The sequence below is a fragment of the Mycolicibacterium parafortuitum genome, assembly GCF_002086815.1.
Taxonomy (GTDB): domain Bacteria; phylum Actinomycetota; class Actinomycetes; order Mycobacteriales; family Mycobacteriaceae; genus Mycobacterium; species Mycobacterium parafortuitum.
The window spans coordinates 121,851-136,957 of record NZ_MVID01000009.1 but is presented as its reverse complement, the minus strand read 5'-3'; the positions used below and the strand labels follow the sequence as shown (position 1 = coordinate 136,957).

The 15,107-nt window shown below is 66.8% G+C and carries 15 protein-coding genes; 11 read left to right on the top strand and 4 right to left on the bottom strand.

The features are described 5' to 3' along the window. Nucleotides 1-10 precede the first annotated feature (10 nt). Genes BST38_RS12910 through BST38_RS12890 form a run of 5 tightly spaced genes read left to right on the top strand, consistent with a single transcriptional unit; the run spans nucleotide 11 to nucleotide 5,099 of the window. On the top strand, nucleotides 11-1,126 hold the full coding sequence (locus BST38_RS12910; protein WP_083143711.1) for a TauD/TfdA family dioxygenase: 1,116 nt from the start codon (nucleotides 11-13) through the stop codon (nucleotides 1,124-1,126). Continuing rightward, nucleotides 1,123-2,214: a hydroxyacid dehydrogenase gene (locus tag BST38_RS12905; protein ID WP_083143710.1), complete on the top strand. Its 1,092-nt coding sequence runs from the start codon at nucleotides 1,123-1,125 to the stop codon at nucleotides 2,212-2,214. Before BST38_RS12910 ends, BST38_RS12905 begins: the two co-directional genes overlap by 4 nt. Further along, nucleotides 2,211-3,035: an enoyl-CoA hydratase/isomerase family protein gene (locus BST38_RS12900; protein ID WP_083143709.1), complete on the top strand. Its 825-nt coding sequence runs from the start codon at nucleotides 2,211-2,213 to the stop codon at nucleotides 3,033-3,035. Before BST38_RS12905 ends, BST38_RS12900 begins: the two co-directional genes overlap by 4 nt. Further along, a complete protein-coding gene (locus BST38_RS12895; RefSeq protein WP_083143708.1) occupies nucleotides 3,020-4,582 on the top strand; it encodes an AMP-binding protein in 1,563 nt (520 codons plus the stop codon). The genes BST38_RS12900 and BST38_RS12895 overlap by 16 nt, the downstream gene beginning before the upstream one ends. Nucleotides 4,583-4,628: 46 nt before the next feature. Next, entirely contained in the window at nucleotides 4,629-5,099 is a 471-nt protein-coding gene (locus BST38_RS12890) for a pyridoxamine 5'-phosphate oxidase family protein (RefSeq protein WP_083143707.1), read from the top strand. Here the strand turns inward: BST38_RS12890 and BST38_RS29210 are convergent. Further along, on the bottom strand, nucleotides 5,096-5,311 hold the full coding sequence (locus BST38_RS29210) for a hypothetical protein (protein WP_133057228.1): 216 nt from the start codon (nucleotides 5,309-5,311) through the stop codon (nucleotides 5,096-5,098). The genes BST38_RS12890 and BST38_RS29210 overlap by 4 nt on opposite strands. Before the next feature lie 35 nt (nucleotides 5,312-5,346). Between BST38_RS29210 and BST38_RS12885 the strand changes: the two genes are divergently transcribed. Together BST38_RS12885 and BST38_RS12880 are read left to right on the top strand one after the other, a co-directional pair. Continuing rightward, nucleotides 5,347-6,354, top strand: a complete 1,008-nt coding sequence (locus tag BST38_RS12885) for an NAD(P)H-dependent amine dehydrogenase family protein (RefSeq protein ID WP_083143706.1) — start codon at nucleotides 5,347-5,349, stop codon at nucleotides 6,352-6,354. A 71-nt stretch (nucleotides 6,355-6,425) separates the two neighbouring features. Next, the gene (locus tag BST38_RS12880; protein ID WP_083143705.1) at nucleotides 6,426-7,493 is read left to right on the top strand and encodes an alpha/beta fold hydrolase; all 1,068 of its coding nucleotides are present in this window, start codon (nucleotides 6,426-6,428) and stop codon (nucleotides 7,491-7,493) included. On the opposite strand, the gene BST38_RS12875 is transcribed toward BST38_RS12880, so the two are convergent. Together BST38_RS12875 and BST38_RS12870 are read right to left on the bottom strand one after the other, a co-directional pair. Next, nucleotides 7,476-8,873 (bottom strand): MFS transporter, encoded by a 1,398-nt coding sequence (locus tag BST38_RS12875; RefSeq protein WP_237160780.1) that lies wholly within the window; start codon nucleotides 8,871-8,873, stop codon nucleotides 7,476-7,478. The two genes, BST38_RS12880 and BST38_RS12875, sit on opposite strands and share 18 nt — an antisense overlap. 65 nt (nucleotides 8,874-8,938) lie before the next feature. Beyond that, on the bottom strand, nucleotides 8,939-10,168 hold the full coding sequence (locus BST38_RS12870) for an FAD-dependent monooxygenase (protein WP_083143703.1): 1,230 nt from the start codon (nucleotides 10,166-10,168) through the stop codon (nucleotides 8,939-8,941). Nucleotides 10,169-10,278: 110 nt separating this feature from the next. On the opposite strand from BST38_RS12870, the gene BST38_RS12865 reads away from it, so the two are divergent. The 3 genes from BST38_RS12865 to BST38_RS12855 all read left to right on the top strand — a co-directional run bounded on the left by BST38_RS12865 (nucleotide 10,279) and on the right by BST38_RS12855 (nucleotide 12,811). Beyond that, on the top strand, nucleotides 10,279-10,863 hold the full coding sequence (locus tag BST38_RS12865; protein WP_083143702.1) for a TetR/AcrR family transcriptional regulator: 585 nt from the start codon (nucleotides 10,279-10,281) through the stop codon (nucleotides 10,861-10,863). Nucleotides 10,864-10,907: 44 nt separating this feature from the next. Continuing rightward, nucleotides 10,908-12,209, top strand: a complete 1,302-nt coding sequence (locus BST38_RS12860) for a TrpB-like pyridoxal phosphate-dependent enzyme (protein ID WP_083143757.1) — start codon at nucleotides 10,908-10,910, stop codon at nucleotides 12,207-12,209. Nucleotides 12,210-12,271: 62 nt separating this feature from the next. Then, nucleotides 12,272-12,811, top strand: coding sequence for a hypothetical protein (locus BST38_RS12855; RefSeq protein ID WP_083143756.1), 540 nt, complete (start codon nucleotides 12,272-12,274; stop codon nucleotides 12,809-12,811). Nucleotides 12,812-12,850: 39 nt separating this feature from the next. Here the strand turns inward: BST38_RS12855 and BST38_RS12850 are convergent, their stop codons facing one another. Further along, nucleotides 12,851-13,750, bottom strand: a complete 900-nt coding sequence (locus BST38_RS12850) for a cutinase family protein (RefSeq protein WP_237160779.1) — start codon at nucleotides 13,748-13,750, stop codon at nucleotides 12,851-12,853. A 218-nt stretch (nucleotides 13,751-13,968) separates the two neighbouring features. On the opposite strand from BST38_RS12850, the gene BST38_RS12845 reads away from it, so the two are divergent. After that, nucleotides 13,969-15,090 (top strand): alkene reductase, encoded by a 1,122-nt coding sequence (locus BST38_RS12845; protein ID WP_083143700.1) that lies wholly within the window; start codon nucleotides 13,969-13,971, stop codon nucleotides 15,088-15,090. The last annotated feature ends 17 nt before the right edge of the window (nucleotides 15,091-15,107 follow it).

The window sequence follows — 15,107 nt, the reverse complement described above, 5'->3', positions numbered from 1 at the left end:
AGGAGGACGGATGCCCACCGCGATCTACACCGAGCAGGTCACCGATTCGATGGCCTGGACTGGTGCCGATTTCACAAGCAAGGAGGACTTCTGCTTCGATCTGTCCTCGCGTAACGTCGGCGCGCTGCAATCGATTCTGGTCAAGACCGGCAACAAGGACCGCGACGACATCACGCCCGAGGATGCGCGTCATCCCGACCTCGACGACGACCTCGCCCGGTTGTATCAGGATCTGATGTACGGCAAGGGGTTGGCGTGCGTGCGCGGCTTCCCGGTCGAGCAGCATTCGATCGAGGAACTGGAGCGCATCTACTGGGCGTTCTGCACCCACCTCGGTTATCTGGTGTCCAACAACTCCTTCGGGCACCGCATGGTGCGGGTGCAGGAGGAGGTGCTGCCCAACGGGGTTCAGCCGGCACGCGGCACCAAGTCGCGGGCCGAGCTGGCGATGCACAACGACGCCGCCGACATCCTCTCGCTTCTGTGCGTGTATCCGGCGGCCCAGGGCGGGGAGAGTCAGTTCTCCAGCGGGCCGGCGGCGCACAACCGGATCCTGCGGGAACGTCCGGACCTGCTCGACGTGCTGTATCAGGGTTTCCCGCACCACCGCCGCAGCGAACAGCCCGACGACCAGCCTGACGTCACCCCGTACGACGTCCCGGTGTTCTCCCAGGTCGACGGACGCATCTGTCTGAACTTCACCTACAGCAGCATTCTTCCCGCGATGAAGACACTGGGGCGAGAGTTCACGCCCAAGCAGGAGGAGGCCATCGAACTGCTTCGCACCGTGCTCGTCGAGCAGCAGGTGGAGTTCCGTCTGGAGTCGGGGGAGGCCGCGGTCGCGAACAACTTCGCGATGTGTCACTCCCGCTCGGACTTCGTCAGCAGCACCGACCCGAAGAAGGCGCGGTGCTTCCTGCGGGCGTGGATGGAAGTGCCGCTCGAGGACCGGCGGCTGCCGCTCGGGCGCGAGTACTTCCACATGGAGAACAAGGACCTGCGGCTCGGTTACGACCCCGTCGAAGGCCGGGATGGTTCCGTCGCGCGCAACGATTACAAGAACGTCGACGCCGCATTGGCCGACATGTTCAAGGCCGCTCAGGCGAAACCCAAGCTGAAGAAGTGACCGGCAGCCCGCGGCCCCGGCTGGTTTACGAACGGTGGACCGACCCCGTCGCCGGAGAGGTGCTCGAGCGCTCCGATGTGGAACTGGTGAGACTAGACCTGGAGGCATCCGACGACGACGGTTGGGCGAAACTGCGAACAGCCCACGGGTACCAGGTGGCGACCCGCACCGATGTGGCGCGCCGCCGCGACGGTGAACAGTGGCTGGCCGGTCCGGCCCTCGTGTCGCGGTGCGACAACCTGCTGGCGGTCTGTTCGGCCGGTGCCGGCTACGACGTGATCGATGTCGAGGCGTGTACCCGCGCCGGTATCGCGGTGTGCAACAACTCCGGGCCCGGCGCCGAGGCGGTCGCCGAGCACGCGCTCGGTTTCATGCTCGATCTGGCGAAGAAGATCACCGTCGCCGACCGCGCGCTGCGCGGTGGGGACATCGGCGACCGGCTGGCCCTGCGGGGCACTCAATTGCTGGGTAAGACACTCGGCGTGGTCGGCCTCGGTGCGATCGGTGGCCGTCTGGTCGAGATGTGCGCACCGTTCGGCATGGAGGTGCTGGTCTTCGACCCGTATGTGGACGATTCGACCGCACGGCGGCGCGGGGTGGTGCGGGTGACGCTGGACGAGTTGGTCGAACGGTCGGACTTCGTGCAGGTGACGTGCCCGCTCACCAGCGAGACGAAGGGCCTGTTCGGCAGGGCCCAATTCGCGGCGATGAAGCCTTCCGCGTATTTCATCACCACAGCACGAGGACCGGTCCACGACGAGGCGGCGTTGCTCGACGCACTCGTCGGCGGGGACATCGCCGGCGCGGGTCTCGACGTCTTTCACGAGGAGCCGCCGCGCCACGACAACCCGCTGTTGCATCTGGACAATGTGGTCGCCACACCCCATACCGCCGGCATCACCGTCGAAGCCGCCCGCGACATCGCTGTCGCGACCGCGCAGCAATGGCAGACGATATTCGCCGGGGGGATGCCGCCGCGGTTGCTGAACCCGGAGGTCTGGCCGCGGTATTGCGAGCGGTTCTCCGACCTCCTCGGAATGCGTCCCACCGCACGGGTGGACCTGGAGAACGGGAGCACCGTCAGGTGACGAGCTACGACACCATCGATTTCGACGTCCGGGGACACACCGCGTGTGTGACGCTCAACCGGCCCGAGGTCCTCAACGCGATCAACGACGAGATGATCGCGGAACTGGCCGACGTGTACGCCGAGATCGAACGCTCGCAACACATCTGGACGGTGATCATCACCGGCGCGGGACGGGCGCTCTGCGTGGGCGCTGACGTCAACAAGGCGGCCGACCACGACATGGAGAACGCTCCTGGCATCGACAACCAGGGCGAGCCCGTGCTCAGTTCGATGCGGCAGTGGGACGCCCCTCAGGAAGCCACGCCGCCGTGGCTGCAGATGACCAAGCCGATCATCTGCGCGGTCAACGGAATCGCCTGTGGGGCAGGGATGGATCTGGTCACGACGGCCGATATCACCGTCGCGTCCGACCAGGCGAGTCTGATGGATCCGCATGTCAGCATCGGTGTGACCTCCGGCAGGGAGGCGGTCCGACTGGCGCGCATCCTGCCGCTGCCCGTCGCGATGCGCCTCGTCCTGATGGGCAGGCACGAACGGTTGGATGCCCAACGCGCCTACGATCTGGGTGTTTTCACCGAAGTCGTGCCCCATGACATGTTGATGGCCCGGGCCTGGGAGATCGCGGACGTTGTGAACTCGAATGCGCCTCTGGCTGTGCGCGGTTCGCGGATGGCGGTGCGCAAAGGACTGACCCTGCCCATCTATGAGGCCGAGCTGCTGGCCGAGAACTATCGGATGAAGGTCGCGCTGACCAAAGACGCCGTCGAGGGCCCGCGCGCGTTCCTGGAGAAACGTCCACCGCAGTGGAAAGCGCTGTAACGTCCGACCCGCACCGCCGTGGGCAGCCGGCGGTGATCCTGCATCCTTCGGGCCGGCGGGTCACGTTCGGCGAACTCGACGCGGCGGCCAACAGACTCGGGCACTTTCTGCGACGTCATGGTCTGGTGGCAGGGGACACCGTCGCGGTGTTGATGGAGAACAACGAACACATCCACGCGGCGATGTGGGCAGCGCGTCGCTGCGGGTTCTACTTCACCCTGGTCAACACCCATCTCACCGCCAGGGAAGCGGCGTACGTCGCCGAAGACAGCGGTGCGCGCGCGATCCTGTCGTCGCACGCGTTGCGCGACCTGTGTGCCGAGCTGGAAGGTCATCTGCGCCTTCCGGATCCGGCGCTGATCGCCGACGGCGACCTTGCGGGCTGGCAGCGCTACCCCGACTGCGTCTTCGGTGAGCCCGATACCGACATCGTCGGGCAGCCCGAGGGGCAATTGCTGCAGTACTCGGCGGGAAGCACCGGGCAGCCCAAGGGAATCCGCAGGCCGCTGCAGTCGGAGACGGGCACAAGGCCGTCCCTGCCGACGCCGGTGTTCCAGGCGCTCGGGGTGTCGGACACATCGGTCTACCTGAGTCCCGCGCCCACCTACCACACCGCACCGGCCATGTGGACGATGTCGGCGCAGGCGGTCGGCGCGACCACGGTGATGATGGAGAGCTTCGACGCCGAGGGCGCGCTGGAATGCATCGAGCGCTACCGGGTCACTCATGCGCAGTTCGTGCCGACGATGTTCGTGCGGATGCTGCGACTGCCCGACGACGTCCGCGGTCGCTACGACCTATCCAGCCTCGAGCGGGTGATTCACGCGGCCGCACCGTGCCCACCGGCCATCAAGCACCAGATGATCGACTGGTGGGGGCCGATCATCGACGAGTACTACGGATCCTCCGAAGGTGCGGGCATCTCGTTGATCACGGCCGAGGAGTGGCTGAAGCGGCCCGGATCGGTGGGCAGGCCCATCCTCGGGCGGCCGCACATCCTCGACGACGCCGGCGACGAACTGCCGGCCCGCCAGGTCGGCGACGTCTACTTCGAGGGCGGTTACCCGTTCGAGTACCTCAACGACGCGGACAAGACCGCAGCGTCGCGATCCGCCGAGGGCTGGGTCACCGTCGGTGACGTCGGCTACGTGGACGAGGACGGTTATCTGTACCTGACCGACCGCAGGCACAACATGATCATCTCCGGCGGAGTCAACATCTATCCGCAGGAAATCGAGAACGTGCTCATCAGCCACCCGGCGGTCGCCGACGTCGCGGTGTTCGGCGTTCCCGACGACGACCTCGGCCAGACGGTGATGGCCGCGGTCGAACTGGTGGACCCCGCGTCGGACCACGATGCGGCGGCCGACGAGCTGCAGGCCTGGGCACGGGCACACCTCGCGCCGCACAAGTGTCCGCGTCATATCGCGTTCGAGGGGCGGTTGCCGCGCACCGATGCGGGCAAGCTGTACAAGCGGCGACTGGTCGACAGGTACGGAGCCGCTACCAGCGGTGCCGGTGGCAGGGATGATTCCCCACAGAAGTGACTTTCGGCCTCAGACAGCACCCGGTGCACCCGCCTACGCTGAGTTCATGAGCATCGCCGCCGACACCAGGACCATCCTGTCCGAAAGCCAGTGCTGGGAACACCTGGCGACGGCCGCGCTGGGGCGCCTGGTCACCGTGGATGACGGCAACCCCGCGATCTACCCGGTCAACTTCGCCGTGCAGGACCGGACGATCCTGATCCGCACCGCCGAGGGCACGAAACTGGTCGGCGCCGCGATCAACAACAACGTGCTGTTCGAGGCGGACCACTACGACTCGGTCGAGGGGTGGAGTGTGATCGTGGCCGGTGTCACCCGCTCGCTGTACACCAACGACGAGATCGCCGAGGCCGAGAAAGCCGAACTGACGCCGTGGACCGGCTCGGACAAGAACCACTACCTCAGGATCCGTCCGCGCAAGGTCACGGGCCGACACTTCCTGTTCAGTGCCGGCCCGGCGCAGATCCCCATCGGCGAGGACCCGGTGTTGGGCCACCGGGAGACCGCACCGAACTAGACATCCCACGCGGCCGGCGTCGTCTGTCCATCGCGGATATCGAAGCAATGGATGACCACCGTCGTGGACATCGCCTGCCGATCCGGATTGTGGTAGAGCGCGCACGCGCCCTCGTGCGAGTCATCAACGCCCACAATGCTTCCCGGGCCGGGAAACCCGCGTTCGCCGAGCGGCTTCGGCTTCCCGTCGATACCATTTGCGGACGGTCGCACCGTGCGGCCCGCACCCTGAATGAAGGTGGAGCGCGATGTCCGGTATTCGAGCTGTCGTGTACGGCGTTGGAGCGATGAACTCGATCATCGCCGGAATGCTTCTCGACAAGGGGGTGGAGATCGTCGGTGCGATCGCCCGCAGCCCGGAGAAGGTGGGGAAAGACCTCGGCGATCTGACCGGCCTCGGCCGTGAACTCGGCGTCACCGTCAGCGACGATGCGGCCGCGGTGTTCCAGCAGACGCGGCCCGACATCGCCGTCATCGCGGTGAACAGTTACCTCACGGATGCCGTCGAACAGCTTCGGATCTGTGCCGAGCACGGCGTCAACGCGGTCACGTTGTCCGAAGAGATGCTCTACCCCTGGGACACCTCACCTGAATTGGCCGCCGAACTGGACACGCTGGCCAAGTCCACCGGGGCGACGTTGACCGGCACCGGTTTCCAGGACACCTTCTGGGTGAACATGGTCGCCCTGTTGATGGGGACCGCGCACCGAATCGACACCGTCCGCGGCAAGGCCAGCTGGAACGTCGACGACTTCGGTCCCGAGCTGGCGACCGCGCAACAGGTCGGGCGCACCGCCGCGGAATTCGACGAGTGGGTCAAGGGCGCGCAACGTCCGCCGACGTTCGGCCGTAACGTGCTGGATGCGTTGGTCGCCGACACAGGATTGACCGTGAGGTCCATCAGCACCTTGACGCGACCCGACATCGCCGCTACGGCAATGCGTTCGGAGGCACTCGGTATCGATCTCGCGCCCGGAGACGTAGTGGGATTCACCGACATCGACCGGATCGAGACACAGGAAGGGCCGGTATTCGTCTTCGAGATGTCGGGCCGGGTCTACGGGCCGGGCGAGGGTGACATCAACGAGTGGGCGGTCGAGGGCGAGCCGAACCTGTTCTTGTCCAACGGAACCGTGCCGACCCAGGCGACGACATGTACCCAGATCGTGAACCGTATTCCGGATGTGATCGCCGCGCCGCCAGGCATCGTCACGGTCGACAAGCTTCCCCGCCTGCGCTATCGCGCCGGGTTCTGATCGCGCCACCGGCGGGGTTTATCCGCGCGGGCAGTGGGTAGCCACCCGTCACTGACGGAGGAGTGGCGCCGATGGAACGTGCAACGCCCCAGCTCGCGGGTCGCAGAGTCCGGCTGAGCCATCACGAGATTGAACTCGAAGATGGCCACCGGGTCGGCGTCTCGGTGGGCGGTCGTGGCATACCGTTGGTGTTCCTGCACGGGCTCGGACTGGGCCGTCGCGCTTACCTCAGGACGCTGAGCCGGATCGCTGGGCTCGGGTTTCTCGTTGTGGCGATCGATGCGCCCGGTCACGGCGATACCCACGATCTTCCCGATACCGCAGCCGATTTCACCGACAGGGCGGGTGTCCTTCTGCGCACCCTGGACGCTCTCGGTGTGAACAGAGCGGTGCTGGCCGGACATTCCATGGGTGGGCGGATGGCCATTCAGATCGCCGCCCTCGCACCCGAACGCATCCTCGCGACACTGCTTTTCGATGCCGCCGCCGGGGCGCCGCTCGACGCGGCGCTGCGGACCGTGATGCGCTCACCCAGCCAGATGCTGCACACGGTGGCAGGCGCACTCTACGATCTGTCGCGCGACCCGCTGAGGATGAAAGTCGAGGCGGTCGGACGCTACCTGCAGATGCTGCGCGTCATGTTGATGGGCAAGGTCATGGCGCCGACCGGATTCTGCGGAGCCACGCAGGCGCTGATGCGGGCCGGCGATTCCACTGCATTGCTGAAATTGCTCCAGCAGCGGGCGGTCCCGACCATCGTGCTTCATGGTGCCGACGACGCCATCATCCCGTTCGAGAACGCCCGCGCGGTAGCCGAAGACGCCGGCGCCGCGCTCTACAAGGTCCAGAACGCCTGCCATTCGTGGTTGATCGGGCAACCGCAACGCGGCGCCGGTGCGGTGCGCCAGCTGCTCGGCGGCGAGCTGGGCGACATACTTCGGAAAGCGGCCGCAGAGCTGAATATTGCCGATTGGCGCGATGTCTCGCCGTGGGAAGCCGCGACTGTCACGCCGGGCGCGCCGGTGCTGCGGCTGAGAAACGACGATCTGATCGGCGACGAGAACGTCTGTGACGTTGTGGAGATGGAGCGATTGCGATCTCGCGGGATGGAGAAGATCGCCTCACCGATCACCGCCTGAGCCGGGGGCTGCACCGCGGGCCGTCGACCTCGTCCGCCACACCATCGCGGCGGGGATCGCGGCAAGCGCGAAACACGCACCGGCCATGACGACGTAGAGGTACACCCCGAACGCGGTGCTGACCGGAGCGCCCCCGGAGATGACCGCGGCGCTCTCGGTTACTTTGAGCACCTCACCACCGGCGAAGGTGACGACGACGGAGCCCAGTGCGAGCGTCACCGAGACCAGTCCGGCGATCGTGCCGTGCTCTCCGGGTGCGGCGTGGTCCATCGCCAGGTTGTAACCGGATGCGCCGATCGCCCCCGCGGCGACGCCGAGCATTCCGGCGCAGCCGACCGCCAGCGGAAGAACTGAGACACCGGCGAGCATCGTCACCGCCGCGATCGTCCCCAACGCGATGCCACCGAGCAGGGGAAGGGCAGGACCGGAATGGCGCCCCGACAGCCAACCGGCGCACACACCGCCGACCACGATGCCGAGATTCGGCACGGCGAGTAGCAGTGCGATCGCCTCCCCGTCGCCGAGTCCGTAGCCGAGCCCGAGATCCGCGGGCACGTGAGCCACGATGCCGATCAGGTGGAGCACGCTCCGGAATGCGCCCGCCGCCAGTAGCAACGCCACCAACGTCAGCACCACCGGGCGATGCAGCGCCCGCAGGTCGACGATCGGTTCGGCCAGCCGCAGCGAGGAGACCGCCCACAGCGCCAGCGCGGCGACGCCTGCGAGACCCAGCGCGATCATGCGCCCGTCCGACCAGCCGACCGACGGCGCGAGGGTGAGGTAGGCCAGGAGTGCGCCCACGCCGCCGCCGAGCAGGACGGCCCCGGCCACGTCGACCCGGGAACCGGCGCGCACCGGCGACTCCGGGACGAGGCAGCGCACCCCGAGCGCGGCACCGGCGGCCAGCAGCGCCGCCACCGTGAACACGCCCCGATACCCGTACGCGTCGACGACGGGCTTCATCAGGAACGGCTCCAGCACGCCGACGACCGACGCACCGGACGTCAACAGTCCTACGAGGGTCATCGCGACCGGCGGTGCGCTGATCTCCCGCACCAGCGCGACGGTGAGAAATACAGAGCCGAAGCCGGCGCCCTGCAGGAACCGGCCGACCAGAAAGGTCCAGAGATTCGGCGCGACGAGGCAGATCAGCGCTCCGGCGCCTGCTACCAGCAGCGTGATGACCAGCACGCGCCGCTTACCGGCGATGTCCGAACTCTTGGCCAGCAGCGGCGACCAGATGGCTCCGGCCAGCATCGCCCCGACATTGAGCCACGCGGCTTGATCGGTGTCGAAACGGTCCAAGAGCTCGGGCAGGACCATCAGCGGCGCGCCGATGACCACATCGGCGAGGACATTGGCAAGGAGCAGGACGACCACCCAGAGGACCAGCCGCTTGCTCCATTGGTTTCGAACTTCGCCAGGGGGTCGCCGCAGCGCGACGCTCATGTCTGCCGGCTGGGGGAGCGCCGAAGATCATGTGGGGACAGGGACAGCTCAGTGGCAGCTGAGCGGAGATCAGCGCGAAGCCATCGGTCGATGCCGAGCCGCCGCAGCCAGGGCAGGGCGACCACCATGCTGTTGCGGCGCAACAATTGTCGTCGGTTGCGTGGCAGCACCGTGGAGTCGTTGCGCAGCGCCAGCTCCTGGTTTCTCATCACATGTTCGCGCATCCGCTGTTCGTAGATCCCGAACGCCGCTTCCGGATCGGTGTGACGGGCAAGTTCACAGGCCAGCACGTACGCGCCGGTGATCGCGATGCTGGTGCCCTGTCCGGACAGGAACGCCGGCGCGTATGCGGCGTCGCCGATGAGTGCGACCCGTCCATGACTCCATCGGTCCATCCGCACCTGGCTGACGGTGTCGAAGTAGACGTCCTCGGTGTCCGGCAGGGTGTCGATGACTTCGGTTGTGCGCCAGCGGTCGCCGGCGAACGCCCGCCGGATCTCGGCGACGATCTGGTCCGTGTTGTGCCGGTTCAGCGTGCCCGGGGCGGGATGGACGAACGTCAGATATGCCCGAGCGGCGCCGCCGTCGGGCAGGCGTTCGACCATCAGCGTGCGGCCCGGGTGGGAGTACAGGTAACCCGTTGCGGGGGAGAACATCTCGTTGTCGATGTCCCAGATCGTCACGTACGCGTCGAGATGGTGGAGATATCTTGCGTCGGGACCGAAGGCCAGGGCGCGGACCTTCGAGTGGATCCCGTCGGCGCCGATCACCACGTCGAACCGCCGGTGTCCATGACGGCTGAAGGTGACGTCGACGCCGTCTCCGGTATCGGTCAGTGCGGTGATGCTGTCCCCGAACAGGCACTCGGCCCGGTCGGCGCTCGCGTCGAACAGGATCCGAGTGAGCTCACCTCGGGTGATCTCGACGTCACCGGCCTCGGCGTCGTTGGCCAGTTGGCCGAGATCCAGTCGGCACAAACGACGGCCGCCCGGTGTGAGGACCTGCAGCGGGACGTGCTGATAGCGATGTGCCGCGATCTGGGTGGAAAGGCCCATGCGTTCCACGACTTCGATTGCAGTGCCCCGGATGTCGATTGGGTAGCCGCTGGTGCGTAACCGCTCGGCACGCTCGACGACGGTGACGTCCCACCCGGCTTCGGTGAGCCAGAAGGCCAGAACCGGTCCAGCGATGCCGGCGCCGCTGATCAGCGCACTGCGAGTCGTCATGAATCCTCCGGATCGGGTGATGCGCTGAGCGCTGCAAATAAGCTACGTTTTTGTCGCTTATCCGCGAACGTACCTGCGTGCGATAAGCTACGCAAGTGTCCTCTAAAGGTGTGTCCGGGCAGCGTCGTCGCGGCTCGGCATTGGAGTCCGCGATCCTGGAGGCCGGCTGGGATCAACTCCTCGAAGCGGGCTATGAGCGGTTCACCATCGAGTCCGTCGCCGCGAGGTCGGGGTCGGCGCGATCGGTGCTGTATCGGCGGTGGCCGTCCCGGACAGAGCTGCTGGAGGCGGTGCTCCGGCACCGGGGTGCACACGACAGGATCGAGGCTCCCGACACCGGAAATCTGCGCGACGACGTGGTGGCGGTCCTGACCGAGTTCGCCGACCGGCGCTCACGCATCATCGGGTTGATCACCGCACGGCTCGGCGCGTACTTCGACGAAGGGGGAGGGTCGCCGCAGCAGCTGCGCACGATGTTCCTCACCGACGGGCCGAGCGCGATGGAAACCATCGTCGAGCGCGCGGTCAGCCGCGGTGAGCTGACCGCGGCGCCTTCGGATCGCGTCGTCGCGCTTCCGGTCGATCTGGTGCGGCACGAGATGCTGATGACGATGACCGCAGTGCCCGAAGCCACCATCCGCGAGATCGTCGACGACATCTTTCTGCCGTTGGCGACCAACTTCGGCAGGCAATAGGCGGCGTCCTCGGACGGGGCGAGGTGGTCGTTAGAGTGGCCGCCATGACCGAACAGCTCGATGCCACCCATCCGGACCTCGTCGCCGTCGAGGTGCCGACGCACTGGTACAACCTGGCGGCCGAGCTCTCCGAGCCCATCCCGCCGCATCTGCATCCGGGGACCAGGGAACCGGTCGGCCCGGATGACCTCGCGCCGTTGTTCGCCAGCGGGTTGATCGCGCAGGAGGCGTCCACCGAGACCTATGTCGAGATCCCGCGCGAGGTACGGGAGATCTACGCGATGTGGCGGCCGTCACCGCTGATTCGGGCCCGGCGCTTCGAGAAGGCGCTGAACACCGGCGCCCACATCTACGTCAAGTACGAAGGTGTCAGCCCGGTGGGCAGCCATAAGACCAACTCGGCGGTGGCGCAGGCCTACTACAACTCCGTCGACGGTGTCCGGAAGCTGACCACCGAGACCGGCGCCGGGCAGTGGGGGAGCGCGCTGTCGTTCGCCGGGGCGCAGTTCGGCCTGGAGATCGAGGTGTGGCAGGTCCGCGCGTCGTACGAGTCCAAGCCCTATCGCGGACACCTCATGCGGACCTACGGCGGCACGGTGCACTCGAGCCCGTCGACGCTCACGGCCTCGGGCCGCGCCATCTTGGCCAAGGACCCGAGCACCACCGGCAGCCTCGGTATGGCGGTCAGCGAGGCGGTCGAGGTCGCGGCGGCGGACCCGGACGCCCGTTATGCGCTGGGCAGCGTGCTCAACCATGTGGTGCTGCATCAGACCGTCATCGGGCAAGAGGCCGTCGCGCAGCTGGCGCTGGCCGAACCGGACGGCGCCGACATCGTGTTCGGTTGCGCCGGTGGTGGTTCCAACCTGGCCGGACTGTCGTTTCCGTTCCTGCGGGAGAAGATCCACGGCCGTTCGAACCCGCGGGTCGTGGCCGCCGAGCCGGCCGCGTGTCCGTCGATCACCCAGGGCGAGTACCGCTACGACCACGGCGACGTCGCCGGACTGACCCCGCTGCTCAAGATGCACACACTCGGTATGGATTTCGTGCCTGACCCGATTCACGCCGGCGGCTTGCGCTACCACGGTATGGCGCCGGCGCTCAGCCACACCGTCGAGCTCGGCCTGGTCGAAGGCGTGGCCATCTCGCAACACGACGCGTTCGACGCCGGTGTGCAGTTCGCGCGGACGCAGGGCATCGTGCCGGCACCGGAGTCGACGCATGCCATCGCAGCCGCCGCCAGGCATGTCGCCGACGACCCGCGCGAGCAGGTGGTGATCATCGGGCTGTCCGGGCATGGACAGCTGGATCTGCCCGCGTATGCGGAGTACCTCGACGGCAGGATCTGAGCAGCGGATTTGCGTACGCGCCTATCCTCGAGACCAGGCATTTTCTCGAAGAGGTGAGCACGGTGTTCCATCTGCGGTCGCGCGGTCAGTCGATCGAGGCCACGCTCAAACAGATCGAACACCGGGTCCTCGACGACGTCCATCTGCCCGCGTGGGCCCGTCGCGCGGCGTGGGCGGCGACCACGGCGCTGGTCGTGACGGTCATCGTGGCGTGGGTTGTGGGCGGCTCTGTACCGGTGGCCGCATCGGTGCTGGGCGCCGGCGCCGCGGCCTGTTCGGTCGTCACGCTGCGGCGCCGCCGGTTCCGGTGGTGTGTCGCGGCCGCTTACCTGTCCGGGGTGTCGACGGTCGCCGGTGTCGGCGCGTTCTGGTGGTCACGAACCGGCTCGGCGGGCCCGATCCTGGCGACATCCACCGCGGTTGCCGCGGTGGCTGCGGCGACACTCACCGCAGTGTGGGTCGCGGTGGCGATCACCCCGGTGAAGGATTCACACCCGGACCTGCGGCAGCCCGGCAGACGTAAGTGGGGTGTCCGCGAAAGCGGCGCGACGATCACTTGGCCGCCGCCGTGTGCGGGGCCGCACTTTCCCGACCGCACGTAGCGGGGCGGAATCAAGCGGCGTCAATCGAACCGGCTTTTCTCAGCTCGCCGGTGATCCCTGCGACAGGGCGCTCAGCCGGCTCACGGCGAACGCGGCAGCCCGGTCGGCCATGCCGTTGACACCATACTGGTGGTGCGGACCGTGATCCTGACTCGGGACCGTACCGGTGCAGACGGCATCGCCGGGCGCGCAGAACTCGAGTGCCTTGCTCGCATATGCCGGGCCGACGTGGATATCGGCGGCGCCGTACTTCTCCGCCGACCAGCCCGCCGGAGTCCCGAACAGCACCACGGCCGCCACGTTGTCGGCGACGCGCGCAGGAAGCGGCAGTGGCGCAGCTCCGCGGGCGATCCCGGTCGGCACCACGCCGGACGTGGCCAGAGCCGTCACCACCGCGCCTTGCGAGTAACCGCCCAACACCAGTTTGGTGTTCGGGCACACCGACGCCACGCTCCGCACATGGTTGGACTCGTCGCGCACGCCTTCGACGACGTTCATCTTGAATACCGTCCCGCCGGTGAAGTTGCTGCTCGCCGGGTAGTTGACGCCGTGCACATCCACCGTTCGCGGAGATACCTGCGCACGAAGCGAATCGACGAACCGCCGGCCGACGCCGCCGACTCCGGGCGGCTCGGCGGTACCGCGAGCGAAGACGACGTCGATGTCGGGACATGCTTGCGATCCGGCCGTCGGGACGATCACCGGCAGCGCGGCAATGGCCAGCGCGGAAGCGACGACCATTCGCCCGACGAAGCGTATCCCAAAGGTCACTGGTTTCTTCCCCCCGATAATCCCTCGTGAACTATGACAGAGTCGGCAACCGCCGATGGTACTTATCGGCACGACGCGCCGTGCGCGCGGGAAGACGCCGCGATCGCGATTGGCGTGGCGGCCCCATGATCTTGAAAAGGACTGTGTAGCAGCTACTTTGGCGGTCATCTGACCTCCACGCAGTACCGGCGGCTTCGTCACCGTGGCGGTTTTGCCGTGTCGCAGTCGAGCCCGGTCGCAGTGCTGCAGGGGCATTAAGCGGAATAATTCGTCCGAATAATGGTTATGCTTCATCAGAGTGCCAACGACATCAACATCCGCCGATCCGCTTCCGATCCATGGCGGCTGATCTCACGACAACCGAAACCTTGAAGAGGAGAGCAACCATGAACACCGCTCTGTCGCAACTGCCCGCCGAGCATGTCGCGCCTGACAGCGTGCTCTGGACACCGACTGATCTCGGGGCGATCGCGCTGCCGCACCGGCTTGCCATGGCTCCCATGACAAGGGACCGCTCAGCGCCCGACGGTTCGCCGACCGCCATGAACGTCGAGTACTACCGGCAACGCGCGTCGACGGCTGTGATCATTACCGAAGGCACTCAGCCCTCAGCCGACGGCCAGGGCTATCTGGTCACTCCGGGCATCTACACCGACGAGCACGTGGCCGGCTGGACCCGGGTCATCGATGCCGTGCACCAAGCCGGGGGACGGATCATCCTGCAACTGATGCACGTCGGCCGAATCTCCCATCCGGACAACACCCCTCATCATCGTCAACCCGTGGCTCCCTCGGCGGTCGCGCCGCACACCCAGATGTTCACAGCGCAAGGGCTGGTGCCGATACCTGAGCCGCGCGCCCTGGCTTTCGCCGAGGTGCAGAAGACAATTGACGACTTCCGCCACGCCGCCGCATGTGCGATGCGCGCCGGCGCCGATGGTGTCGAGATTCACGGCGCCAACGGATATCTGGTGCACCAGTTCCTGTCGAGTAATGCCAACCAACGATCCGACGCTTACGGTGGTTCCATTCCGAACAGAATCCGCTTCGCCGTCGAGGTCGCCGAGGCGGTAGCCGACGTGGTCGGTGCCGACCGAACCGGAATCCAGATCTCGCCGGGCAATCCGTTCAACGACGTCGCCGAAGACGACGTCCCGCAACTCTACGAAACCCTGATCTCGGCCTTGGCCCCGCTCGGGTTGGCCTACCTGAACATCTCGTTCGGCGACGACGAGTTACGGCGCACCTTGGGACAGGCATTCGGCGGCCCGGTGGTCCTCAACCGCGCCGGGGCCAGTGTGGTGGAGCGCACCGCGGACCTCTCCAGCGGGCTCGGCGATGTGATCACTGTCGGGACGCGCACCCTCGCCAACCCGGACATCGTCGAGCGAATCAAGACCGGCGCAACACTGAACGCCCCCGACAAGGACACCTTCTACGGCGGTGACGAGCGTGGCTACACCGACTATCCGACCCTGGCGCAGCAGGTCGCCGGCAACGACGTCTAGATGACGAGAGGAAGGCC